Raw genomic sequence first — 21,637 nt, 5'->3', positions numbered from 1 at the left:
GACCGGCCTCAAAGCTCGTGGGCGAACGGCAGGTCCGGCCCCACCCGCGAGCAGGTGACCGCCGCCGCGCGGATGGCGAAGGCGAGCATCGCGTCGATCGCTTCCCGCGACAGCGCGGCTAGCCCGGCCGGGCTGTCGGCGTCGAGGCGGCGGAGGTAGGCGAGGGTCGCCGCCTGGAAGGTATCGCCGGCGCCGACCGTATCGCGCAGCGCCAGGGCGGTATCCGCCGGGCGACTCCAGCTGCCGTGGGTGCAGTGTACGCTGGCGCCGGCGCCGCCGTGGGTGACGAAGACCAGCCGGCAGTGCGGGTTCAGCCAGCCGCGGGCCACCTCGCCGGGATCGCGGTCGGGGTAGAGCAGGGCCAGGTCTTCCTCGCTGGCCTTGATCAGGTGCGCATGACTGGCGAAGGCCTCGACCCGGCGCCGCCAGAGGTCGATGTCCGGCTGCGGGTCGAGGCGCACGTTGGGATCCAGGCTGACCAGGCGCCGGCCGCTCTCGCGCCGGACCAGCGCCAGCAGGGTGTCGGCCACCGGCGTCACCACCAGGGTGTAGGAGCCGACGTGCAGCCCGCGTATCCGCCCATCCAGCGTCGGCAGGTGTTCCAGGCGCACCTGGCGGTCGGCGCAGCCCTCGCCGCGGAACTGGTATTGCGCCGAGCCGCTGGCGTCGAGGCCGACCATCGCCAGGGTGGTCGGGGCGTCGCTGGGCACCAGGAAGCCGCAGTCCACGCCTTCTTCTTCGAGCACCCGGCGCAGCCGCGCGCCCAGGTAGTCGCTGGACAGCCCGCCGAACAGCGCCGCCTCCACGCCCAGCCGGCGCAGGCCGACGGCGACGTTGAACGGCGAGCCGCCGGCGATCGCGGTGAAGCCCAGCTCGTTGCTGCGCGCAGCGCTTTCCAGGCTGAAGACATCGAAAAGGGCCTCGCCACACACCAGGTACATGCAGATCTCCAAAACGCCAGAAGAGGAAGGAAAGCCGGCCATTATCGCGGAGGCAGGTGCTCCAGGTAACGCCGGTAGGCCTGTTCGTAGGCTGCCTGTCGTCGCGCCTGGGGCTGGGTGCGGGTCGCCTCGTCGAGCGCCACGCAGCGCCGGCACAGGGCTTCCAGGCTTTCACCGGCGCCGCTTTCGCGGCCCAGGCTCCAGGCCGCCTGGAGCGCCGCGCCAAGGGCGGCGGCCTCGGTCTGCCGTGGACAGACCAGCGGCAGGCCGAGCAGGTCGGCGAGCGTCCGCCGCCACAGCGGGCTCTTCGCCGCGCCGCCGACCAGGCGGATTTCCTCGCCCGGCAGGCCGCTGGCGCGCAGCAGGTCGAGGCCGTAGCGCAGGCCGAAGGCGGTGCCTTCGAGCACCGCCCGGCAAAGATTGGCGCGGCTCAGGTTGGCCGCGGTCATGCCATGCAGGCTGGCGCTGGCGTGCGGTAGCGCCGGAACCCGCTCGCCGTCGAAGAACGGCAGCATCAGCAGACCCTCGGCGCCGACCGGCGCCTGGGCGGCCAGCCGGGAGAATTCGTCGAGATCGAGGTGCAGCAGGTCCTGTACCAGGCCGCAGGCGCCGGTGAGGTTCATCGTGCAGGCCAGCGGCAGCCAGCCGCCGGACGAGGCGCAGAAGGTCGCCAGCTCGCCGTGCGGACTGACCAGCGGCCGCTCGGCATAGGCGGCCAGGGTGCCGGAGGTGCCCAGGCTGGCGGTGAGCAGGCCGGGGCGGATGTTGCCGGTGCCGATGGCGGCGAGCATGTTGTCGCCGCCGCCGCCGGCGACCCGCGTGTGGGGAGCCAGGCCAAGGGCGGCGGCCGCTTCGGGGCGCAGGTTGCCGATGCAGGCGCCGGGCTCGATCAGCTCCGGCAGCGCTGCCGCCAGGCGTCCGCCCGGCTCGACCAGCTCCAGCACGTCGCTGGCCCAGGTGCGCCGGCGCACGTCGAAGTAGCCGCTACCGGAGGCGTCGCCCGCTTCGCTGCAGACGCGGCCGGTGAGCCAGTGGTTGAGGTAGTCGTGGGGCAGGAGGATATGCGCGACGCGGGCGAACAGCTCGGGAAAGCGTCGCTTGCTCCAGAGCAGCTTGGACAGCGTGTAGCCCGGCGCGAGCACCAGCCCCAGGCGTTCCAGCGAGCCGGCCGGGCCGCCGAGGGCTTCCAGCAGCTCGCGGTTCTCCGCCGCGCTCTCGGTGTCGCACCAGAGCTTGGCCGGGCGCAGCGCCCGGCCCTCGGCGTCGAGCAGGAGCAGCCCATGCTGCTGGGCGGAAACCGCCAGGGCGCGGACCTCGCGGCCGTCCACCGCGGCTTCTTCCAGGGCCATGCGTACCGCGCTGGCCATGGCTTCCAGCCAGTCCGCCGGGTCCTGCTCGCGGCGTCCGTCGCGGCCTTCCGGCGGGCGCTGCGCGGCGCTGCCCAGGCCCAGCGTGCAGCCGCTGCCGGCGTCGAGCAGCAGCGCCTTGCTGCCTTGGGTGCCGCAATCGATGCCGAGGAACAATCCGTGCATGCGGCCCTCCGGAGTCATTCGCCGAGTACCTGGCGCAGGGTTTCGCTGACGCCGTGCCGGCGCAGGCTGTCGTAGAGCCGCTCGAAGGCCTCGACGAAGGCCGCCGAGGCCGGGATCGCCGGGCCGAACACGGTCTCCACGCCGAGCAGGCGCCGGCCCAGGCCGTGGCGTTCGGCAACCAGCGCCTGGCATTCGGCGGCGCGCGGATCGGGAATCGGGTAGTGCTCGCCATGCTCGTCGACCCCGCCCAGGTACAGCGCCCAGGCCGCCACCACCAGGGCCACCCGTTCCAGTGGGCGGCCGGCGGCGATCAGCCGATTGGCGGTGGGGACGATGAACTTGGGAAACTTCGACGAGCCGTCCGAGCAGACCCGTTCCAGTTGGTCGGCGATGGCGCGGTTGGCGAAGCGCTCGACCAGGCTGTCCTTGTAGCGCTCCAGGTCGATCCCCGGTACCGGCGCCAGCAGTGGGGCCACGTCGCGGTCCATGAAGGCCCGCACGTAGCGGCGCAGCAGCGGGTCGCCGAGGGTCTCGTGGACGAAGCGGTAGCCGCGCAGGAAGCCCAGGTAGGTGAGCGCCAGGTGGCTGCCGTTGAGCAGGCCGATCTTCATCTCCTCGTAGGGCGTGACGTCGTCGGTGAACTGCACGCCGACCTTTTCCCAGGCCGGGCGCCCAGCGCTGAAACGATCTTCCAGCACCCATTGCACGAAGGGTTCGCAGACCACCGGCCAGGCGTCTTCCACGCCGTGCCGTTGGGCCAGTTGGCGGCGGTGGGCGGGGCTGGTCATCGGCGTGATGCGGTCGACCATGGCGTTGGGAAAGCTGACGTGCGTCGCGATCCAGCGCGCCAGCCCCGGGTCGAGCCGTTCGGCGAAGGCCAGCAGCGCCTTGCGCGCCACCTCGCCGTTGTGCGGGAGGTTGTCGCAGGACATCACGGTGAACGCCGGCACGCCTGTGTCGCGGCGCCGCCGCAGAGCCTCGCAGAGAAAGCCGAAGACCCCGCGCGGGGTCCGCGGGTTGGCCAGGTCGTGGCGCACCAGCGGCAACTCGGCGAGGAACTCGCCGCTGCCGTCGTCGATGCAGTAGCCGCCTTCGGTGATGGTCAGCGAGACGATGCGGATGGCCGGCTCGGCAAGTTTTTCCAGCAGCGCCTCGGCGCCGTCCTCGGCGAGCAGCATGCCGCTGATGGCGCCGATCACGCGGACCTCGGTGTCCGGTTGGTCGCCCAGCTCGTAGAGGGTGTAGAGGTAGTCCTGGGCGGCCAGGGCGTCGTGCATGGCGCGGTCGTCGCTGCGCAGGCCGGCGCCGCAGATCGCCCAGTCGAGGGCTTCGCCGCGGTTCATCAGGGCGTCGGTGTAGGCCGCCTGGTGCGCGCGGTGGAAGCCGCCGACGCCGATGTGGACGATGCCCTGGCGCAGTTGCGCGGGGTCGTAGGACGGGCGGGCGACAGCGGTCGCCAGCAGGGGGAGGTGCTGCCGGTTGAGTTTCATCGGTGGGTTCCCGCTGGCGGCTTCAGGCCGCCTGTTGCAGTCGTTTGTCGAGGGCCTGGCCGTTGCTGTCGAACAGGTGGCAGTGCTCCGGATCGAAGCCCAGCTCCAGGGGGGCGCCGTAGTCCGGTGCGAAATCGCCGCGCACGCGCAGGGTGAGCATTTCCCCCGAGTCGGCGCGGACATGGCAGAAGCTGTCGCTGCCCAGGCGCTCGCTGACGTCGGCGGCGACCCGCAGCAGGCCCTGGAAGGCATGGCCCGGGCGGGCGATGTTCAGGTGTTCCGGGCGGATGCCGAGGGTCACCGGGCTGCCGGTGGCCAGCTCGCCGGCGCATAGCGGCAGGCCGACGCGCGCGCCGCATTCGAGGGCGACCTCGCAGCGCTCGCCCTGGTTGCGGCTGAGATGGCCGCGCAGGAAGCCCATCTTCGGCGTGCCGAGGAAGCCGGCGACGAACAGGTTGGCCGGATGGTGGTAAAGCTCCAGCGGCGAGCCGACCTGCTCGACGCGCCCGCCGTTGAGCACCACGACCTTGTCCGCCAGGGTCATCGCCTCGACCTGGTCGTGGGTCACGTAGATCATGGTCGCCGCCAGTTCCTGGTGCAGCCGCGCCAGTTCCAGGCGCATCTGCACGCGCAGGGCGGCGTCGAGGTTGGACAGCGGTTCGTCGAAGAGGAATATCTTCGGGTTGCGCACGATCGCCCGGCCGATCGCCACCCGCTGCCGTTGGCCGCCGGAGAGCTGGCGCGGCTTGCGCTCCAGCAGCGCTTGCAGTTCGAGGATGCGTGCGGCGGCGTCGACCTTGGCGGCGACCTCGCGCTTGTCGACGCCGGCCAGGTCGAGGGCGAAGGAGAGGTTCCTGCGCACCGTCATGTGCGGGTACAGCGCGTAGGTCTGGAAGACCATCGCCAGGTCGCGTTTCGCCGGCGGGGTGTCGGTGATGTCCGTGCCGTCGAGGGCGATGCTGCCGCCGCTGGCCTCTTCGAGGCCGGCGATCAGGCGCAGCAGGGTCGACTTGCCGCAGCCGGAGGGGCCGACGAAGACTACGAACTCGCGGTCGCGGACGTCGAGGTCGATGCCCTTGATGATGGCCTGGCCGTCGAAGCCTTTCTGCAGGTTGCGGATCTTGAGATCAGCCATGGCGGAATACCTCCGTGGACGAAAGGATGGGGATGCGCTTCATTTCACGGCGCCGAAGGAAAGGCCGCGTACCAGCTGCTTCTGGCTGATCCAGCCGAAGACCAGGATCGGCGCGCAGGCGAGGGTGGAGACGGCCGAGAGCTTGGCCCAGAACAGTCCTTCGGGGCTGGAATAGGAGGCGACCAGGGCGGTCAGCGGGGCGGCGGCCGAGGAGGTCAGGTTGAGCGACCAGAAGGCCTCGTTCCAACACAGGATCAGCGACAGCAGCAGGGTCGAGGCGAGCCCGCCGCGGGCGATCGGCAGCAGTACGCGGACGATCTCCTGCCAGGTGCCGGCGCCGTCCAGGCGCGCTGCTTCGAGGATGTCCACGGGGATGTCCTTGAAGTAGGTGTACACCATCCAGACCACGATCGGCAGGTTGATCAGGGTGTAGACGATGATCAGCGCCAGCCGCGAATCGAGCAGGCCGAACTGCTTGGCCAGCAGGTAGATCGGCATCAGTACGCCGACCGGCGGAAGCATCTTGGTCGACAGCATCCAGAGCAGCGTGCGCTTGGTGTGGCGGGTCTCGAAGAAGGCCATGGAGTAGGCCGCCGGCACCGCGACGAGCATGCACAGGAGAGTCGCCGAGGAGGAGATCAGCAGCGAGTTCCAGGCGTAGGCGAAGTAGTCGCTGCGCTCGTTGATGTGCAGGTAGTTCTCCAGGGTCGGCTGGAAGATGAACTGCGGCGGCGTGGCGAAGGCGTCGATCTCGCTCTTGAAGCTGGTCAGCAGCATCCAGAAGATCGGGAAGAACAGCAGCAGGGCGATGCCCCAGCAGAGCAGGCCGAGCAGGGCATTGCGCAGGCGGCGGGATTGCTTGAGTGTCAGCATGGCGGGTTCCTCAGCTGCGCTCGGTAAGGTTCTTGCCGATCATCCGCACCAGCACGATGGCGGCGATATTGGCGATCAGCACCGCGATCAGGCCCCCGGCCGAGGCCATGCCGACATCGAACTGCAGCAGCGCCTGGTTGTAGATCAGGTAGGCGAGGTTGGTCGATTCGTAGCCGGGGCCGCCGCTGGTGGTGGTGAAGATCTCGGCGAACACCGAGAGCAGGAAGATCGTCTCGATCATCAGCACCACCGCGATGGGCCGCGCCAGGTGCGGCAGGGTCAGGTGCCAGAAGATCGCCAGCGGACCGGCGCCGTCGAGGCGGGCAGCCTCCTTCTGCTCCTGGTCGAGGGACTGCATGGCGGTCATCAGGATCAGGATGGCGAAGGGCAGCCATTGCCAGGAGACGATGAGGATGATCGACAGCAGCGGATAGTGCGCCAGCCAATCCACCGGCTCGGCGCCGAACAGGCGCCAGACGGCGGCGAGGATGCCCGAGACCGGGTGGAAGATCAGATTCTTCCAGAGCAGCGCGCTCACCGTCGGCATGATGAAGAACGGCGAGATCAGCAACACCCGCACCGCGCCGCGGCCGAAGAACTCGCCGGCCTCCAGCAGCGCGGCGATGAGCACGCCGAACGCCACGCTGATCGCCAGCACGCTGCCCACCAGCAGCAGGGTGTTCAGCGCGCCGGGCAGGAAGCCGGCGTCGGTGACGAAGAAGGTGAAGTTCTCCAGGCCGACGAAGGCATTCTCGCCGGGATACAGCAGGTTGTAACGGATCAGCGAGAAATACAGGGTCATGCCCAGGGGCACGATCATCCACAACAGCAGCAGCGCCACCGAGGGGCTGACCAGGAGCCAGCCAGGGCCGCGCCGGCGGCGCTGGAGACGGCGGCGGGCGGGACGGGCCGGGAGCGGGGTATCGAGGGCCGAGGTGTTCATGGCGACTCCGTCTGGATCTTCAAGGGCAAGCGCTCGAGCAGCGCCGCGCCGGGCGCGGCTGCGCCCGGCGGCGGACTACTTCGGATAGCCGGCGCGCTTCATCTCGCGGGCGGTGCTCTGCTGCGCGGCGGCGAGCGCCTGGTCGCTGCTCATCTGCCCGGTGAGGGCGGCGGAGAACAGCTTGCCGACCTGGGTGCCGATGGCCTGGAACTCGGGGATGGTGACCAACTGGATGCCGACATAGGGCACCGGCTTCAGCGTCGGATGGTTGGGATCGACGCGCTTCAGCGATTCCAGGGTGACCCGCGCGAACGGCGCGGCGGCCAGGTAGGCCTCGCTGTAGGTCGAGGCGCGGGTGCCGGGCGGCACGTTGGCTACGCCTTCCCTGTCCGCCACCAGCTTGCCGTACGCCTGCGAGGTGGCCCAGGTGGCGAAGGCCTTCGCCGCGTCCTTGGCGCGCGAGCTGGCGGGAATCGCCAGGGCCCAGGAATACAGCCAGGAGGCGCCCTTGTCGGTGACTTCCCGGGGGGCGAAGGCGAAGCCGGTGGCGTCGGCGACCTTGCTCTGGCTCTTGTCGGTGACGAACGAACCGGCGACGCTGGCGTCCACCCAGATCGCGCACTTGCCGCTGTTGAACAGCGCCAGGTTCTCGTTGAATCCGTTGCTGGAAGCGCCGGGCGGGCCGTACCGCTTGAGGGTGGAGACATAGAAGTCGAGAGCCTTCTTCCATTCGCCGCCGCTGAATTCGGGCTGCCATCGCTCGTCGAACCAGCGTGCGCCGAAGGCGTTGGCCAGGGTGCCGATCAACGCCATGTTCTCGCCCCAGCCGGCCTTGCCGCGCAGGCAGATGCCGTACTGGCCCTGGTCCGGGCGGTTGAGCCTGGCGGCGAATTCGCCGAGCTGGGTCCAGGTCGGTTGCTCGGGCATCCGCAGCCCGGCCTGCTGGAACAGGTCCTTGCGGTAGTAGGTGATCGAGGCTTCGGCGTAGAACGGCAGGGCGTACAGCGTGCCCTTGACGGAGAGACCGTCGCGCACCGAGGGCAACAGGTCGTCCAGGGCGTAGTCGGCGGGCAGCCCGCTCATCGGCTCCAGCCAGCCCTTGGCGCCCCAAAGCGCGGCTTCGTACATGCCGATGGTGAGCAGGTCGAACTGTCCGCCCTGGGTGGCGATGTCGGTGGTCAGGCGCTGGCGCAGGACGTTCTCTTCGAGCACCACCCATTTCAGCGCGATGTCCGGGTGGCTTTCCTCGAACACCTTGGACAGGCGTTGCATGCGGATCATGTCGTTGTTGTTGACCGTGGCGATGGTCAGGGTCTCGGCGCCCTGGGCCAGCAGGGGCAGGGCAAGGCAGGCGGCGGCCAGGCAGGCCTTGATCGAGTCGTTCATCGGTGAACTCCTCTTCCGGGCCGGCGGGCGGCGCGGAAGACATTATTGTTTTTGTGTCGCTCGCTGCCGATTACACAGGCGCGTCACGCAACCGACAAAGCCTCGACTGCACTTCGACCGATACTTTTTTGCACCGCCGGGGTGGGGCGCTGGAGGCTCAGAGCAGGTTCTGCTCGGTCAGCCGCTGGGTCACCAGGCGCCGGTAGCCGGTGGGCGTCATGCCCTTGAGCTGCTGGAAGCGCCGGTTGAAATTGGACAGGTTGCTGAAGCCCGACTCGAAGCACACCTCGGTCACCGGCAGCTCGCTGCGGGCCAGCAGCTCGCAGGACTTGCTGATGCGCAGGCGGTTGACGAACTCGACGAAGCCGCGCCCGGCGGCCTGCTTGAAGAAGCGCGAGAAGTAGGTGGGGGTCATGCCCAGGTGGGCGGCGACCTGCTCCTGGGTGAGGTCCTGGGCGTAGTGCTGGAAGATGTAGTCCACCGCCCGGTTGATCCGTTCGACGTTGTGCTCGTCGGCCAGTTGCGAGGAAGTGACGGTAGAGAGCAACTGGTAGTCCTCGCATTCGGCGAGCTGTTCCATGAGGATAAAAAAGTATCCCAGGCGGGTCATGCCGCCGCTGTCGGCGATGCGTTGCAACAGTCGCCGGCTTTCGCTGATCAGCGCCGGGTCGCGGAACTCGATGCCGTAGCGCGCCCGCGCCAGCAGCGGGGCCAGGCGGTTCAGCTCGGAGAATACGCCGCTGCCGTCCTCCAGCACCTCGTCGGTGAAGTTCACCAGCATGTCGCGCCGGGCCACCACCTCGTCGGGCTCAACCTGGCTGATCCAGTTGTGCGGCAGGTTGGGACCGGTGAGGAACAGGGTGTCGGGGGCGAAGTTGCCGATGTAGTCGCCGATGAATACCTTGCCGGAGCTGGCGACGATCAGGTGCAGCTCGTATTCCTTGTGGAAGTGCCAGCGCACCAGCGGGCTGGGGAAGCCGTGCTGGCGGTAGATCAGCGAATGGCCTTCGTGATCGTCCATCAGCTCGTAGGACGGATCGGTGACTTTGCTGGCTCTGGGCATGGGCGCGGGCCGACCGGGGGAACGAAGGCACATCCTAGCCCGAAGCGGCGGGGCTGTGCAGGGGACCACCCGCGAGCCTCGCTCCCCTGCGTGGCGCCGGGTGGCCGCAGGGGCGGGTAGCGGGCCGTGGCTCTATCCGCCGCCATCCGCTTCAACGCCGCGCCGTGACCTGCGGCGTGGCGCCGGGAACCGCCAGGTTCACCGCCTTCTCCTCGCGCGGCGTACCTTCGGGCACCCAGTCGTAGGCCACCGGCAGCGCGCGGTAGACCCAGTTGCTCCGGGCGTCGCCGCGCGGCGCCTTGCCGAAGTAGGGGCTGACGTACTCCCAGACGATCTCGCCGCCGGGCGTTACCTGGAAGAAGCGTCCGTTCTGCCCTTCGTCGATCAGCGTATTGCCGTTGGGCAGGCGCCGCGCGCTGCTGATGAAGGCGCTGTAGAAGGCCCAGCCGGGCTGCTGCGAGTCCTCGGCAGTGTATTGCCAGACGATCTGCTTCTTCAGCGGGTCGATTTCCAGTACCCGCGAACCGGAGACCAGCCCGCGCGGTACCGAGGGGTAACCGGCGTCACCCTGGTTGTCGAACACCAGCAGGTTGCCGGCGCCCGGCAGGCCCTCGGGAATGAGGTGGGCGTCGTGCTGGCCACTGATCTGGTCCACCGGGCGCGGCAGCTTACGGGCGCTCTTCGGGTCGATCGGCGGAAGGTTCGGGCCGAGGCGCCAGACCACCTTGCCGCTGGCCTTGTCGACGATCGCTATGAAGTTGGCGTTGCGTGAGTCGAGCAGCAGGTTGTCCGGGGCGAAGCGCTGGTCGCCGGCAGCGTGCCAGCGGTTCTCGCCGAGCGGGGCGAGGTTGTTGATGTGCAGGTAGTCGGGGTTCTCGCTGGCCCGCACCCGCTTCAACTGGTCGGCGGTGAATCCGAATTCGTCGAGATGCTCCGAAGCGGTCCAGCTCCAGGCCAGCTTGCCCTGCGGCGTGACCTCGTAGATCACGTCATCGATTACCCGGGGCACGGCGAAGCCCTTCACCGCGTGGACCTTGTTCGCCAGCAGCAGGGTGTTGCCGTTGGCCAGCCGGCGCTGGTCGTGGTGCTGATGGGCGGCGCCGCCCGGCGCCTGGTCACCCCAGCGCCAGACCTCCTTGCCATCCCAGTCCAGCTCGCCGAGGGCCTGGTTGGCCAGGCCGTTGCCGGGCGAGGCCAGCTTGTCCGGAGCGGCCAGGTCGGCCAGTTGCAGCAGCACATGGCCGCGCTTGCCGCCGTTCAGGGCCGGGTCGATCACGGCGGCGGGGAAGCCGGGGTAGTCCCAGCGCTTCACCTCGTTGCCGTTCATGTCGATCAGGTGGGTCTTACGGTCTGCGCCGCTGAAGATCACGTACTGGTTGAAGGCCTTCTGCGGGTCGTAGCGGGTCACTCCGGTGGGGTAGACGCTGGGCGCGGCATGGGCGCCGGCGGCGAGCAGCGCGGCGCTGAGCAGGAGCATCGGGAATCTGGGCATGGCGGGTTCCTCGGCGATCGGTTCAGAAGTCGTAGCGGGCGGTCACGCCCAGGGTGCGCGGCGTGCCGAGCACGCCGGCGTAGCCGCCGTTGGCGGAATTCCAGAGGCTGGTGAAGTAGGTCTTGTCGAAAGCGTTCTTCAGCCACAGGGACAGGTCCCACTGGCCGTCCCCGTAGTCGCCGCGCAGGCCGGCGGAGGCGTTGACCAGGGCGTAGCTGGGGATCTGTCCGTATGCGGAATCGTCGATGGTGCCCACCGCCCTGGAGCGGAACGCGTAGCTGGCGGTGAGGTAGGGCTCCAGGCCATCGTCGAGCTTCCAGCGATACTCGCCATTGAGGTTGGCGATGTACTTCGAGGCACCGACCACCTGGTGCCCGCTGAGGTCGCAGGACGCCGGGGCGCCGGTCTGGAAGGCCACCTCGGGGGCGCACGGGGCGTTCTTGTAGGACAGGTAGCGAACGTCGTTGTAGGACGCATTGAAATTCAGGGTCAGGCCGCGGATCGGCAGGGCCGTCGCTTCGAACTCCAGGCCGCGCGAGCGCACATCGCCGGCATTGGTCAGGTACTGGGTGCGGTTGGCCTCGTCGTAGGCATTGGCCTGGTAGCCGTGGACCACGGTCCAGAACAGGTTGCCGTTGAGGATCAGGCGGTTGTCGAGGAGGGTGGTCTTCAACCCCAGCTCGGCATCGTTGGCGCGCTCGGTGCCAATCAGCAGCGAGTCGGCACCGGCGCTGGGAGCGCTGGCCACGGTCAGGTTGACGCCGCCGGATTTCTCGCCGTGGGACAGCGAGGCGTAGCCCAGAACCTGGTCGCTGAAGCGGTAGCTGAGGCTGAGCAGAGCGGACGGACTGACGCTGTGCAGGCCGATGTCGCCGCTGTCGTAGGCGCCGACCCTGCCGTTGCGCGCGGCCGCCGCCGCGCCGCTCACCGCGGCGCCGCCGAGCGGAGCGTAGCGTTCGACCCAGGCGGACTTTTCCTCGTAGGTGCCGCGCACGCCGGCGGTTAGGTCCAGGCGCTCGGTTAGGTGCCAGGTGCCCTGGGCGAACAGCGCGTAGCTGTCGGTGTCGATGTGCCCGCGACCGCGGGTGCTGACGTCGCTCAGGGCGCCGGCGGGGGTTCCGTTCCAGATGTCTGCCCTGGGCCCGTAGTCGGTGAAGGACTTGTTGTCGAGGTCCTGGCCGAAGTAGTAGGCGCCGAGCACGTAGTCGAAGAAGCCGCCGCTGGGCGAAGCCAGGCGGATTTCCTGCGACCACTGCTTGTCGCGCACCGAGACTCCGGCGTTATAGGCCGCCGGTACGTCCAGGCCGTCGTCGTTGCGCGGCGTGAAATCCCACCAGCGGTAGGCGCTGATGGAAGTGAGGGTGAAGTCGTTGGCCAGCTTCCAGTTGGCTTCCACCGAGGTTCCGCCCTGGAACACCGTGACCTGCTGGTCCGAGTCGAAGTTGACCTTGCGCCGATGGCCATCCACCAGCGTCGCGCCGGCCGCGGCGGCGCGCTGTTCGTAGCGGTTCACGCCGTTCACCGTGGGGCCGCTGCTGAACAGGGTAAGGACACCATTGTCGGAGTCTTCCTCGTTGTAGTCGCCGATCCAGCGCAGGCTGAAGTCGTCGTTCGGCTTGAACAGCAACTGCCCGCGGAAACCCTGGCGTGCGCCGCCGTTGAGGGTGTTGCCGTCGTGGAGGTTCTTCACGTAGCCGTCGTCGCGGGTGCGGTAGGCCGACAGGCGCCCGGCGAGGGTCTCGCCGAGCGGTCCGGAAATCGTGCCCCTGGCCTGGAAGTAGCCGTCCTCGCCGCCGGATATCTCAACGCTGCGCTCCGGAGTGAAGCTCGGCGCACGGGTGCCGATGTTGATCACCCCGGCCGTGGTGTTCTTGCCGAACAGGGTGCCCTGCGGGCCGCGCAAGACCTCCAGCTGCTCGATGTCGAGAAGGTCGAACGAGGCCATGCCGGGGCGGCCGAGGTAGACGTTGTCGAGGTACAGCCCGACGCTGCCTTCCAGGCCGTCGCTGGCCGGGTTGTTGCCGAGGCCGCGGATCGACACGCTGGACTGGCGCGCGTGGACGTAGGCGACGTTGGTGCTCGGCACCAGTTGCTGCAGGTCCTGCACCCGGTAGATGCGCTGGCTCTCCAGGGTTTCGCCGCCGAGCACGCTCATCGCGGTGGGCACATCCTGGGAGTTTTCCACCCGTCGCCGCGAGGTCACCGTGACGGTCTGCAGGGTGGTGGCCGGCTGCGCCTGGCGCGCCTCTTCGGTGCCCGCGGGGGTGTCGTCGGCGCCGGCCAGTTGCGCCCCTCCGGCGCAGGCCAGGCAGATCGACAGGGGCAGCAGGCGACGGCGGAACGGTGCGCTGCGGGACGACGGGATGGAGCGGTACGCGGGTCGGCGATTCATGTGTGGGTCCTGGATGAAGGGGTGACTGCTAATTCCGTATGGTTATTTATTTATGTTTTATATTGCTTTTACGGAATAAGAGATTGCCTTTATAAAAAGCCCACGCCGTCCCCGGCAATTGCATTCGCCCGATATTTTCCATGTAGAAAATGCATATCGATCTCCGCCAGCTCCGCCACTTCATCGCCCTTCACGAGCACCGCAGCTTCGTCGCCGCGGCGCTGGCGGTTAACCTTTCGCAATCGGCCTTCAGCCGCAGCATCCAGGCGCTCGAACACAGCGCTGGCTGCCGCCTGGTGGACCGCGCGGCCAAGGACCTGCGTCCGACCAAGCAGGGCCTGATCGTCCTCGAACATGCGCGCCGGCTGGTCAGCGGCGCGCACAACCTGGCCAACGAGATCGCCCTGTTCAACGGCCTGGAGGCCGGCGAACTGCGCTTCGGCGCCGGGCCGGCTCCCGCCACCTGGCTGGTGCCGCGTGCGGTGGGGCGCTTCAACGTGCGTTATCCGAAGGCGCGGGTGAGTTTCCAGGTCGAACACTGGCAGGCGCTGAACCGCCGCCTGCAGGCCGAGGAGTTCGAGTTCTTCGTCGCCGACACCCGGCATTTCGAGGCCGACCCGCAATACCGGACCTCGCGCCTGCGTCCCCGGCGCTGGCATTTCTGCTGCCGCGAGGGGCATCCACTGGCCGCGCGCGAGAGCGTTTCCGCCGAGGAGCTGCTGAGCTTCCCGCTGGCGACCAACATCAGCCCGCCGAACATCCGCAAGGTGCTGGTGGACCTCAGCGGGCGTCCCGACTTCCGCCCGGCCATCGAGTGCGAGAACGGCCATAGCCTGCTCGGCGTGGTTCTCGCCTCGGATGCCATCGGCATCAGCAGCGGCCTCGGCGACCTGGCGCCGCCGGGACAGGGAGGCCTGCGTCCGCTGCGGGTGCGCGAGCTGCCCGACGACCTCGACGAACTGCATACCCGCTACGGCATCGTCAGCCGCGCCGGCTACAGCCTGTCGCCGCTGGCGGAGGCGATGATCGACGAACTGAAGCGGGTCGACGACGCCACCTGAATTGCGTCGCACGCATGCCAACTATGTTCCGAATGCGCTTGCCGCCGGACGCGGCGGACCGCGAAATGAAGCGTCGTTTCCTTTTCGCGAGCCGTCATGAGCCAGCCCAAGCCGATCCGCAACGTCCTCTACATCATGTGCGACCAACTGCGTCGCGATTACCTGTCCTGCTACGGCCATCCCTATCTGCACACGCCGAACATCGACCGCCTGGCCGCGGAGGGCGTGCGCTTCGCCCGTGCCTATACCCAGGGCACCATCTGCGGGCCGTCGCGGATGTCCTCGTACACCGGGCGCTACGTCAGCAGCCACCAGGTGGCCTGGAACGCGGTGCCGCTGCCGCTGGAGGAGCTGACCCTGGGCGACTACCTGCGCGCCGCGGGAGTCCGCACCGCGCTGGTCGGCAAGACCCACGCCACGGCCAACCTGGAAGGCATGCGGCGGTTCGGCATCGATCCGGCCAGCGCGCGCGGCGCGGCCCTCGCCGAAGCCGGCTTCGAGCCCTACGACCGCAATGACGGGGTCTACCCGGATGACCCGGCCTTCGCCGACAAGCGCGAAAGCGCGCCCTACACCCACTACCTGCGGCGCCTCGGCTTCACCGGCGACAACCCCTGGCACGACTGGGCCAACGCCGCCGCCGGCGCCGACGGGGAAATCCTCAGCGGCTGGCGGATGCGCCATGCCGGATTGCCGACACGCTTGCCGGAGGCGCACAGCGAGACCGCCTATACCACCCGTCGCGCCATGGATTTCATCGACGAGCAGGGCGAGCGTCCCTGGTGCCTGCACCTGTCCTACATCAAGCCGCACTGGCCCTACATCGCGCCGGCGCCGTACCACGCGCTGTACCGCGCCGACCAGGTGCTCCCGGCGCTACGCGCGGCGCCCGGCGAAGAAAGCGACCACCCGGTGTACCGCGCCTTCCGCGAACATCGCGAGAGCCTCAATTTCTCCCGCGAAGACGTGCGCCGGCAGGTGATACCTACCTACATGGGGCTGATCCGCCAGGTCGACGACCAGCTCGGCCGGCTCTTCCAGCATATGCGCGCCAGCGGGCGCTGGGACGATACCCTGATCGTCTTCACCAGTGACCATGGCGATTTCCTCGGCGACCACGGCCTGGGCGAGAAGGAGTTCCTCCTCGAGTCGGCGGTGGGCGTGCCGTTGCTGATCCGCGATCCGCGCCCCGAGGCGGACGCCACCCGCGGCCGGGTGGAGGAGGCGCTGGTGCAGTCCATCGACGTACTGCCGAGCATTCTCGAAGCCTTCGCCGTCGAGCCCGCCAGCCATCGCATCGAGGGCCGTTCGCTGCTGCCCTTCGTCCATGGCGCGCCGCCGGCGGACTGGCGCCGCTACGCCATCGCCGAGTACGACTACGCCTTCCAGGCGCCGGCGCGGGAGCGCCTGGGCCGACCCATCGATGCTTGCCGCATGTACATGGTGCGCAGCGAGCGCTGGAAGTACATCGCCTACGACGGCTTCCGCGCCCAACTGTTCGACCTTGCCAGCGACCCCGGCGAATTGCGCGACCTCGGCGCCGACCCGGCGCATGCGGCGGTGCGCGAGGCCCATGCCGGGATGCTGTTCGACTGGCTGCGCGGGCTGAAGCGGCGGACTACCATCAGCAACGCGGAGATCGACCTGCGCGGCCAGGCGTTCCGCTACGGCGAGCCGGAAGGCGGGCGCCTGGTACCGATCGGTCTCTGGTGATCAGCGGCTGGCCTTGCGATAGGCCCCCGGCTGCTGTCCGGTGGCCTTGTGGAAGGCACGGGTGAAGGCGGCGGTGGACTGGTAGCCGACCGCCGCCGCGACCTCGGCGACGCTGGCGTCGGCGCGCAGCAGGGCGCAGGCGCGGTGCATGCGCAGGGCCAGCAGGACCTGCCCCGGCGACTGACCGCTGAGTTCGTTGAAGCGCTTGAAGAAGGCCGAGCGCGAGAGTCCGGTGCGTTCGGCCATCTGTTCCAGGCTCCAGGGCTGTTCGGGTGCCTCGATCAGCGCTTCCAGCAGGCCGGCGAACTGCGGCTGGCGTGCCAGTGCCACCAGGCCGCCGAGGGTCGGGTTGTCGAGCACCTGCTGGCGCAACACGTAGAGGAACAGCAGGTGGCTGAGGCGCTCCAGCAGAACCGGCGACGGCGCCGGCTGGCGGCGGCACTCGTCGACGATCAGGGCGAACAGGCGTCGCGCCGCGTCCAGCGCCGGATCGCCGGCGCGCAGGATCAGCCAGTCGGGCAGGGCGTCGACGATCAGCCCGGACAATCCCGAATGGAAGTGGAAGAACCCGCAGACCAGGCCGGCACCGTCCGCCGCGTTCCACTCCAGCGCCTGCATTTCGCCACGCGGCTGGCAGCGCGCGGCCTCGGCGGTGGCCTCGCTGGACAGGCGGAACTCGACGTCGCGCAGGAAGAACAGCGCGTCGCCGCTGTCCAGTCGCCAGCCCCGGGCGCTTCCGGCGACGTGCGCCCAGCAGTGTCCCTGCACCACCAGGTGGAAGCTGGCACGCGCCAGACCGTGGGTGGAGGCATGCCAGCCGCCGCAGTAGCGACCGACATGGAACAGGCTGGTGTCGACTTCGAGGCTGTCTAATAACCAATCGACAAGGGGGTTGGACGAATTCATCTAAGGGAAAGACTCAAGAGCAAGTGATAGCGACTTTAGAATATTGAATGGATTTCTTATTACCAAGAGACTTCTTCGACACCTCAACCACCGGAGTCGAAAGCATGTCACGCGTTCCCGTGCTCACCCTGGAAAACGCCCCCGAGGCGGCGCGTCCGTTCCTCCAGACCGCGCTGAACAACTCGGGTTATATCCCGAATCTGCTCGGCGTGCTGGCCAATGCGCCGGCCGCCCTGGAAACCTACCTCACCGTGTCCGGGCTGAACGCCAAGGCCAGCCTCGGCCTGCCCGAGCGGGAAGTGGTGCAACTGGTGGCGGCCACCACCCATGGCTGCGACTTCTGCGTTGCCGGGCACACCGCGGTGGCGCGCAACAAGGCGCGCCTGCCGGAGCCGGTGATCGAGGCCCTGCGCGCCCGCGGCGAACTGCCCGATGCCCGCTACGAAGCCCTGGCCGACTTCACCCGCGCGGTGATCGCCAGCCGCGGTGCGGTCACCGACGAGCAGTTCGAAGCCTTCCGCGCCGCCGGTTTCGACCAGGCCCAGGCCCTGGAAGTGATCCTCGGGGTGAGCCTGGCGACGCTCTGCAACTTCGCCAACGTGTTCGCCCGCACGCCGCTCAATGCCGAGCTGGAGCAATATCGCTGGACCAACCCGCAGGCCTGAGCCTGCGCTTGCCGGGCGGCATGCCGCGCCGGCGCAAGGAGTGACGACCATGCTTGACCCGACCCTGAGCGACTGGCTCGACCGCCAGGCCGACGCCCTCGACCGCGGCGACGCCGATCCCGCCGCGCTGCTGCCGCGCCTGGCCGCAGCCGGCGTGCTCGGCGTGGCGGTGGAGGAACGCCTCGGCGGCGCCGGCGGCACGCTCGCCGACGCGGTGGAGCGGGTGGCCGCAGTGGCGGCGCGCTCGCTGACCGCGGCGTTCGTCTTCTGGGGCCAGCGCGCCTTCATCGAGTACCTGTTGCAGAGTCCCAACCAGGAACTGCGCCAACGCCTGCTCGGCGACCTGCTGGCCGGCCGCCTGGCCGGCGCCACCGGGCTGTCCAACGCGATGAAGTTCCTTTCCGGGATCGAGGCGCTGCAGGTGGTGGCGCACGCGGAGGAGGCCGGCTGGCGCCTGGACGGTCGCCTGCCGTGGGTGACCAATCTGCGCAGCGGCGATTTCGTGGTGGCGGCGGCGATCGAACACGGGGAGGGCGGCAAGCCCTTCGTCCTGGCGATTCCCGAAGGACTCGCCGGCTTGCAGCGCTCGGCGGACCTGCGCCTGCTCGGCCTGCAATGCAGCAACACCGCCGCCCTCGATCTGCGCGCGGTGGCGGTCGGGCGCGACTGGCTGTTGCACGACGACGCCCGGCAGTTCCTGCCACGGGTGCGCCCGGCCTTCCTCGGCCTGCAATGCGGCATGGCCATCGGCCTGGCGCGCCGCGCACTGGACGAAGTGCAGCGGCACCTGGGCGGCAGTCGTTCGCTGCTGGATGGCGAGCTGGCGGCACAGCGCGAAACCCTCGACGGACACGTGGCGGCGCTGCACGCCGGACTGGCCAGCGGCGAGTTCGCCAGTCAGCCGGCACGCCTGTTCCGCATCCGCATCGGGCTCGCCGAAGCCGCCGCCAATGCCGTGCAACTGGAGTTGCAGGCCAGCGGCGGCAAGGCCTACCTGAGCGAGCACGGCGCCGGTTTTGCCCGCCGCTGGCGCGAGTCGGCGTTCGTCCCGATCGTTACGCCGAGCCTGGTGCAACTGCGCGCCGAACTGCAACGCCAGGCCGAGGCCAAGGCATGAGCGAGGCGCTCCTCGACGCTCGCGGGATCGCCCTCGGCTATCCGCGCGGTGCCGGCTGGCAGGCGGTGCTCGGCGATTTCGACCTGCGCCTGGGCGCCGGCGAGGTGGTCTCGATCCTCGGTCCCAGCGGGGTCGGCAAGTCCAGCCTGCTGCGCGTGCTGGCTGGCCTGCAGGAGCCGGCCGCCGGCAGCGTGCGGGTACTCGGCGAGCCCCTGCGCGGCCCGCATCCGGGCGTCGCGGTGGCGTTCCAGGACCCCAGCCTGTTGCCTTGGCTGAACCTGGGGAAGAACGTCGCCTTCGGCCTCGATTTCGCCCGCCAGCCGCACCTCGACGCGGCCACCCGCCAGGCCCGCGTCGACCAGGCGATCGCCGCGGTCGGCCTGGAGCACGCCCGTGCCCGCTACCCGGCGCAACTCTCCGGCGGCATGGCCCAGCGCACCGCGCTGGCCCGCTGCCTGGCGCGGCAGCCGAAGGTGCTGCTGCTCGACGAACCTTTCGGTGCGCTGGACGAAGTGACCCGCGCCGACATGCAGCAGCTGCTGCTGCGGGCGATCCACGAGCGCGGCACCGCCGTGGTCCTGATCACCCACGATATCGACGAGGCCCTGCTGCTCTCCGAACGCATCCTGCTACTGGGTGACAGCCCGGCGCGGACCCTCGGCGAGTGGCGCATCGACCTGCCGCAGCCACGCGCGGAGCTGGTCGAGGAACTGGGCGCGTTGCGCATCGAGATCCTGAAAACCCTACGGCGGGCGAGCCGCACCCATGCCCATCCCATCGCTCAGCCGGAGGCCTCCCATGTGCCTGGACGACCCGACCCATTCCCGACGTGACATCCTCAAGCTCGCCGCGCTGCTCAGCGCCGCCGGCGCGTTGCCGCTGCTGAGCAGCCTGCAGGCGCGCGCCGCCGCCGAACCCGACGCGCCGGTGCGCATCGGCTACCTGCCGATCACCGACGCCACGCCCTTGCTGGTGGCCCATGCCAACGGCCTGTTCGAGGCCGAGGGCATCCAGGCCGAACGGCCGGTGCTGTTGCGTAGCTGGGCGCAGGTGATCGAGGCGTTCATCTCCGGCCAGGTCAACGTCATCCACCTGCTGTCGCCGATGACCGTCTGGGCCCGCTACGGCAGCAAGGTGCCGGCCAAGGTGGTGGCCTGGAACCACGTCGGCGGCTCGGGGCTCACGGTGGCTCCGGAGATCGCCGACGTGCGCCAGCTCGGCGGCAAGAGCGTGGCGATCCCGTTCTGGTACTCGATCCACAACGTGGTGTTGCAGCAACTGCTGCGCGACAACGGCCTGCGCGCGGTGAGCCGTGCGGTGGGCGCGGCGCTGGCCGCCGACGAGGTCAACCTGGTGGTGCTGCCGCCTTCGGACATGCCGCCGGCGCTGGCCAGCAAGCGCATCCACGGCTACATCGTCGCCGAGCCGTTCAATGCCCTGGCGGAGAACCTCAAGGTCGGCCGGGTACAGCGCTTCACCGGCGATGTCTGGCGCAACCACGCCTGCTGCGTGGTGTTCATGCACGAACACGACCTGGAGCGGCGGCCGCAGTGGTCGCAAAAGGTGGTCAACGCCATCGTCAAGGCCCAGCTATGGACTCGCGAGCACCGCGCCGAGGCCGCACAGTTGCTGTCCAAGGCCGGAGCCAACCGCTACACGCCGCACGCGCCGGAGGTCCTTGGCCGGGTGCTGGCGCCGGGCGCCGAGGAGCAGCAGGCCTATCTCGCCAGCGGCGCGATCCGCCACGCCGACTGGCAGGAGCGGCGCATCGACTTCCAGCCCTATCCCTATCCGAGCTACACCGAGGAACTGGTGCGGCGGCTGAAGGACACCCTGATCGAAGGCAATAATGCCTTCCTCGCCAGCCTCGATCCGCGCCAGGTGGCCAGTGACCTGGTGGACGACCGCTTCGTCCGCCAGGCCCTGGCAGAGGTCGGCGGGTTGCAGGCGTTCGGCCTCGCCGAGGGCTTCCAGCGCAGCGAGGAGATCAGCCCGTGAGGCAGACCCTGCGCCAGGGCGCGCTGGGCGTTGCCGGGCTGCTGGCGCTGTTCGCCCTGTGGTGGCTCGGCGTGGCCCTGTTCGGCGCCGCCGACGGCCTTTCGGCACGCTTCTCGCCGCAGGCGACGTTGCTCAGCCTGGGTGAACTGCTGGAACGCCGCGAACTCTACGAGCACGTGCTGGTGAGCCTGAAACGGGTCCTGCTGGGCTTGTTCCTGGCGCTGCTGGTGGGAGTGCCGCTGGGGCTGCTGGTGGGCGCCTCGCGCAACCTGGAAGCGGCGACCACTCCGGCGTTCCAGTTCCTGCGGATGATCTCGCCGCTGTCGTGGATGCCCATCGCGGTGATGCTGATGGGCGTGGGCGACCAGCCGATCTATTTCCTGCTGGCCTTCGCCGCGCTCTGGCCGATCCTGCTGAATACCGCCGCCGGCGTGCGCCAGCTCGACTCGCGCTGGCTGCAACTGAGCCGCAGCCTCGCCGCCACGCCCTGGGAAACCCTGCGCCGGGTGATCCTGCCGGGCATCCTCGGCCATGTGCTGACCGGCGTGCGCCTGGCCATCGGCATCCTCTGGATCGTCCTGGTGCCCTGCGAGATGCTCGGCGTCAGCGCCGGGCTCGGCTACTACATCCTCGACACCCGCGATCGCCTGGCGTACTCCGAGCTGATGGCGATGGTGCTGCTGATCGGCCTGCTCGGCTACCTGCTCGACGCCGCGGCGCGCGGACTCTACCGGCGCTGGGCGCACGGAGCGCTCGGGTAGGACGAGGTACCGGTGCGCTGGCGGATAGCGCCGGGGCGCTATTCGCCCTACGGGTAATGGAGAGGTTCGGGTAGGGCGAATAGCCGCTCGCGGCTATCCGCCGGGCGGGGTTCCAGTGCGCTGGCGGATAGCGCTGGGGCGCTATTCGCCCTACGGGTAATGGAGAGGT

The 21,637-nt window shown here is 69.2% G+C and carries 18 protein-coding genes; 7 read left to right on the top strand and 11 right to left on the bottom strand.

What is annotated here, in order from left to right; genetic code table 11:
* Window positions 1-8 precede the first annotated feature (8 nt).
* The 10 genes from HMPREF2914_RS09770 to HMPREF2914_RS09725 all read right to left on the bottom strand — a co-directional run bounded on the left by HMPREF2914_RS09770 (window position 9) and on the right by HMPREF2914_RS09725 (window position 13,247).
* Complete coding sequence (locus HMPREF2914_RS09770) at window positions 9-941, bottom strand: carbohydrate kinase family protein (RefSeq protein WP_023091767.1); 933 nt, start codon at window positions 939-941, stop codon at window positions 9-11.
* A 41-nt stretch (window positions 942-982) separates the two neighbouring features.
* Window positions 983-2,491, bottom strand: coding sequence for a xylulokinase (xylB, locus tag HMPREF2914_RS09765; RefSeq protein ID WP_073668271.1), 1,509 nt, complete (start codon window positions 2,489-2,491; stop codon window positions 983-985).
* Window positions 2,488-3,963, bottom strand: a complete 1,476-nt coding sequence (locus HMPREF2914_RS09760; protein ID WP_023091769.1) for a mannitol dehydrogenase family protein — start codon at window positions 3,961-3,963, stop codon at window positions 2,488-2,490. The genes xylB and HMPREF2914_RS09760 overlap by 4 nt, the downstream gene beginning before the upstream one ends.
* Before the next feature lie 22 nt (window positions 3,964-3,985).
* Window positions 3,986-5,098 (bottom strand): ABC transporter ATP-binding protein, encoded by a 1,113-nt coding sequence (locus HMPREF2914_RS09755; protein WP_003115000.1) that lies wholly within the window; start codon window positions 5,096-5,098, stop codon window positions 3,986-3,988.
* 39 nt (window positions 5,099-5,137) lie between these two features.
* Window positions 5,138-5,971 (bottom strand): carbohydrate ABC transporter permease, encoded by an 834-nt coding sequence (locus tag HMPREF2914_RS09750; protein ID WP_003105365.1) that lies wholly within the window; start codon window positions 5,969-5,971, stop codon window positions 5,138-5,140.
* Window positions 5,972-5,981: 10 nt separating this feature from the next.
* Window positions 5,982-6,914 carry a carbohydrate ABC transporter permease gene (locus HMPREF2914_RS09745; protein ID WP_003105364.1) on the bottom strand — a complete coding sequence of 311 codons (933 nt, stop codon included), beginning with the start codon at window positions 6,912-6,914 and terminating at the stop codon, window positions 5,982-5,984.
* A 75-nt stretch (window positions 6,915-6,989) separates the two neighbouring features.
* Window positions 6,990-8,300, bottom strand: a complete 1,311-nt coding sequence (locus tag HMPREF2914_RS09740; protein WP_003105362.1) for an ABC transporter substrate-binding protein — start codon at window positions 8,298-8,300, stop codon at window positions 6,990-6,992.
* A 157-nt stretch (window positions 8,301-8,457) separates the two neighbouring features.
* Window positions 8,458-9,363 (bottom strand): AraC family transcriptional regulator, encoded by a 906-nt coding sequence (locus tag HMPREF2914_RS09735; RefSeq protein ID WP_023091770.1) that lies wholly within the window; start codon window positions 9,361-9,363, stop codon window positions 8,458-8,460.
* Window positions 9,364-9,514: 151 nt separating this feature from the next.
* Window positions 9,515-10,855 carry an aryl-sulfate sulfotransferase gene (locus tag HMPREF2914_RS09730; RefSeq protein ID WP_023091771.1) on the bottom strand — a complete coding sequence of 447 codons (1,341 nt, stop codon included), beginning with the start codon at window positions 10,853-10,855 and terminating at the stop codon, window positions 9,515-9,517.
* 22 nt (window positions 10,856-10,877) lie between these two features.
* The gene (locus HMPREF2914_RS09725) at window positions 10,878-13,247 is read right to left on the bottom strand and encodes a TonB-dependent receptor (protein WP_003117849.1); all 2,370 of its coding nucleotides are present in this window, start codon (window positions 13,245-13,247) and stop codon (window positions 10,878-10,880) included.
* 149 nt (window positions 13,248-13,396) lie between these two features.
* On the opposite strand from HMPREF2914_RS09725, the gene HMPREF2914_RS09720 reads away from it, so the two are divergent.
* Together HMPREF2914_RS09720 and HMPREF2914_RS09715 are read left to right on the top strand one after the other, a co-directional pair.
* Complete coding sequence (locus HMPREF2914_RS09720) at window positions 13,397-14,308, top strand: LysR family transcriptional regulator (RefSeq protein WP_003105356.1); 912 nt, start codon at window positions 13,397-13,399, stop codon at window positions 14,306-14,308.
* Window positions 14,309-14,404: 96 nt separating this feature from the next.
* The gene (locus tag HMPREF2914_RS09715) at window positions 14,405-16,021 is read left to right on the top strand and encodes an alkaline phosphatase family protein (protein ID WP_003117848.1); all 1,617 of its coding nucleotides are present in this window, start codon (window positions 14,405-14,407) and stop codon (window positions 16,019-16,021) included.
* Here HMPREF2914_RS09715 and HMPREF2914_RS09710 read toward each other — a convergent pair whose 3' ends face one another.
* Window positions 16,022-16,927: an AraC family transcriptional regulator gene (locus HMPREF2914_RS09710; RefSeq protein ID WP_003089436.1), complete on the bottom strand. Its 906-nt coding sequence runs from the start codon at window positions 16,925-16,927 to the stop codon at window positions 16,022-16,024. It lies immediately after the preceding gene.
* Window positions 16,928-17,031: 104 nt separating this feature from the next.
* Here HMPREF2914_RS09710 and HMPREF2914_RS09705 point away from each other — a divergent pair, with 104 nt between their 5' ends.
* From HMPREF2914_RS09705 to HMPREF2914_RS09685, 5 genes are read left to right on the top strand one after another with little or no spacing between them, the layout of a single operon-like run.
* The gene (locus HMPREF2914_RS09705) at window positions 17,032-17,592 is read left to right on the top strand and encodes a carboxymuconolactone decarboxylase family protein (protein ID WP_003089433.1); all 561 of its coding nucleotides are present in this window, start codon (window positions 17,032-17,034) and stop codon (window positions 17,590-17,592) included.
* Window positions 17,593-17,641: 49 nt separating this feature from the next.
* Window positions 17,642-18,709 (top strand): acyl-CoA dehydrogenase family protein, encoded by a 1,068-nt coding sequence (locus tag HMPREF2914_RS09700; protein WP_003117847.1) that lies wholly within the window; start codon window positions 17,642-17,644, stop codon window positions 18,707-18,709.
* Window positions 18,706-19,542: an ABC transporter ATP-binding protein gene (locus HMPREF2914_RS09695; protein WP_023091772.1), complete on the top strand. Its 837-nt coding sequence runs from the start codon at window positions 18,706-18,708 to the stop codon at window positions 19,540-19,542. The genes HMPREF2914_RS09700 and HMPREF2914_RS09695 overlap by 4 nt, the downstream gene beginning before the upstream one ends.
* Window positions 19,508-20,707 (top strand): ABC transporter substrate-binding protein, encoded by a 1,200-nt coding sequence (locus HMPREF2914_RS09690; protein ID WP_003107732.1) that lies wholly within the window; start codon window positions 19,508-19,510, stop codon window positions 20,705-20,707. The genes HMPREF2914_RS09695 and HMPREF2914_RS09690 overlap by 35 nt, the downstream gene beginning before the upstream one ends.
* Window positions 20,704-21,468 carry an ABC transporter permease gene (locus tag HMPREF2914_RS09685; protein WP_023091773.1) on the top strand — a complete coding sequence of 255 codons (765 nt, stop codon included), beginning with the start codon at window positions 20,704-20,706 and terminating at the stop codon, window positions 21,466-21,468. Before HMPREF2914_RS09690 ends, HMPREF2914_RS09685 begins: the two co-directional genes overlap by 4 nt.
* The last annotated feature ends 169 nt before the right edge of the window (window positions 21,469-21,637 follow it).

Source organism: Pseudomonas sp. HMSC067G02, from assembly GCF_001813485.1.
GTDB classification, from domain to species: Bacteria; Pseudomonadota; Gammaproteobacteria; order Pseudomonadales; family Pseudomonadaceae; genus Pseudomonas; species Pseudomonas aeruginosa.
This window is presented reverse-complemented; position numbering and strand designations above follow the sequence as displayed.

Excerpts from the sequence above, each read along its gene's own strand:
- HMPREF2914_RS09710 (WP_003089436.1), bottom strand. The coding sequence starts at position 16,927 with ATGAATTCGTCCAACCCCCTTGTCGATTGGTTATTAGACAGCCTCGAA.
- HMPREF2914_RS09705 (WP_003089433.1), top strand. The coding sequence starts at position 17,032 with ATGTCACGCGTTCCCGTGCTCACCCTGGAAAACGCCCCCGAGGCGGCG.
- HMPREF2914_RS09760 (WP_023091769.1), bottom strand. The coding sequence starts at position 3,963 with ATGAAACTCAACCGGCAGCACCTCCCCCTGCTGGCGACCGCTGTCGCC.
- HMPREF2914_RS09700 (WP_003117847.1), top strand. The coding sequence starts at position 17,642 with ATGCTTGACCCGACCCTGAGCGACTGGCTCGACCGCCAGGCCGACGCC.
- HMPREF2914_RS09735 (WP_023091770.1), bottom strand. The coding sequence starts at position 9,363 with ATGCCCAGAGCCAGCAAAGTCACCGATCCGTCCTACGAGCTGATGGAC.
- HMPREF2914_RS09770 (WP_023091767.1), bottom strand. The coding sequence starts at position 941 with ATGTACCTGGTGTGTGGCGAGGCCCTTTTCGATGTCTTCAGCCTGGAA.
- xylB (WP_073668271.1), bottom strand. The coding sequence starts at position 2,491 with ATGACTCCGGAGGGCCGCATGCACGGATTGTTCCTCGGCATCGATTGC.
- HMPREF2914_RS09695 (WP_023091772.1), top strand. The coding sequence starts at position 18,706 with ATGAGCGAGGCGCTCCTCGACGCTCGCGGGATCGCCCTCGGCTATCCG.
- HMPREF2914_RS09750 (WP_003105365.1), bottom strand. The coding sequence starts at position 5,971 with ATGCTGACACTCAAGCAATCCCGCCGCCTGCGCAATGCCCTGCTCGGC.
- HMPREF2914_RS09740 (WP_003105362.1), bottom strand. The coding sequence starts at position 8,300 with ATGAACGACTCGATCAAGGCCTGCCTGGCCGCCGCCTGCCTTGCCCTG.
- HMPREF2914_RS09720 (WP_003105356.1), top strand. The coding sequence starts at position 13,397 with ATGCATATCGATCTCCGCCAGCTCCGCCACTTCATCGCCCTTCACGAG.
- HMPREF2914_RS09715 (WP_003117848.1), top strand. The coding sequence starts at position 14,405 with ATGAGCCAGCCCAAGCCGATCCGCAACGTCCTCTACATCATGTGCGAC.
- HMPREF2914_RS09730 (WP_023091771.1), bottom strand. The coding sequence starts at position 10,855 with ATGCCCAGATTCCCGATGCTCCTGCTCAGCGCCGCGCTGCTCGCCGCC.
- HMPREF2914_RS09745 (WP_003105364.1), bottom strand. The coding sequence starts at position 6,914 with ATGAACACCTCGGCCCTCGATACCCCGCTCCCGGCCCGTCCCGCCCGC.
- HMPREF2914_RS09725 (WP_003117849.1), bottom strand. The coding sequence starts at position 13,247 with ATGAATCGCCGACCCGCGTACCGCTCCATCCCGTCGTCCCGCAGCGCA.
- HMPREF2914_RS09755 (WP_003115000.1), bottom strand. The coding sequence starts at position 5,098 with ATGGCTGATCTCAAGATCCGCAACCTGCAGAAAGGCTTCGACGGCCAG.
- HMPREF2914_RS09690 (WP_003107732.1), top strand. The coding sequence starts at position 19,508 with ATGTGCCTGGACGACCCGACCCATTCCCGACGTGACATCCTCAAGCTC.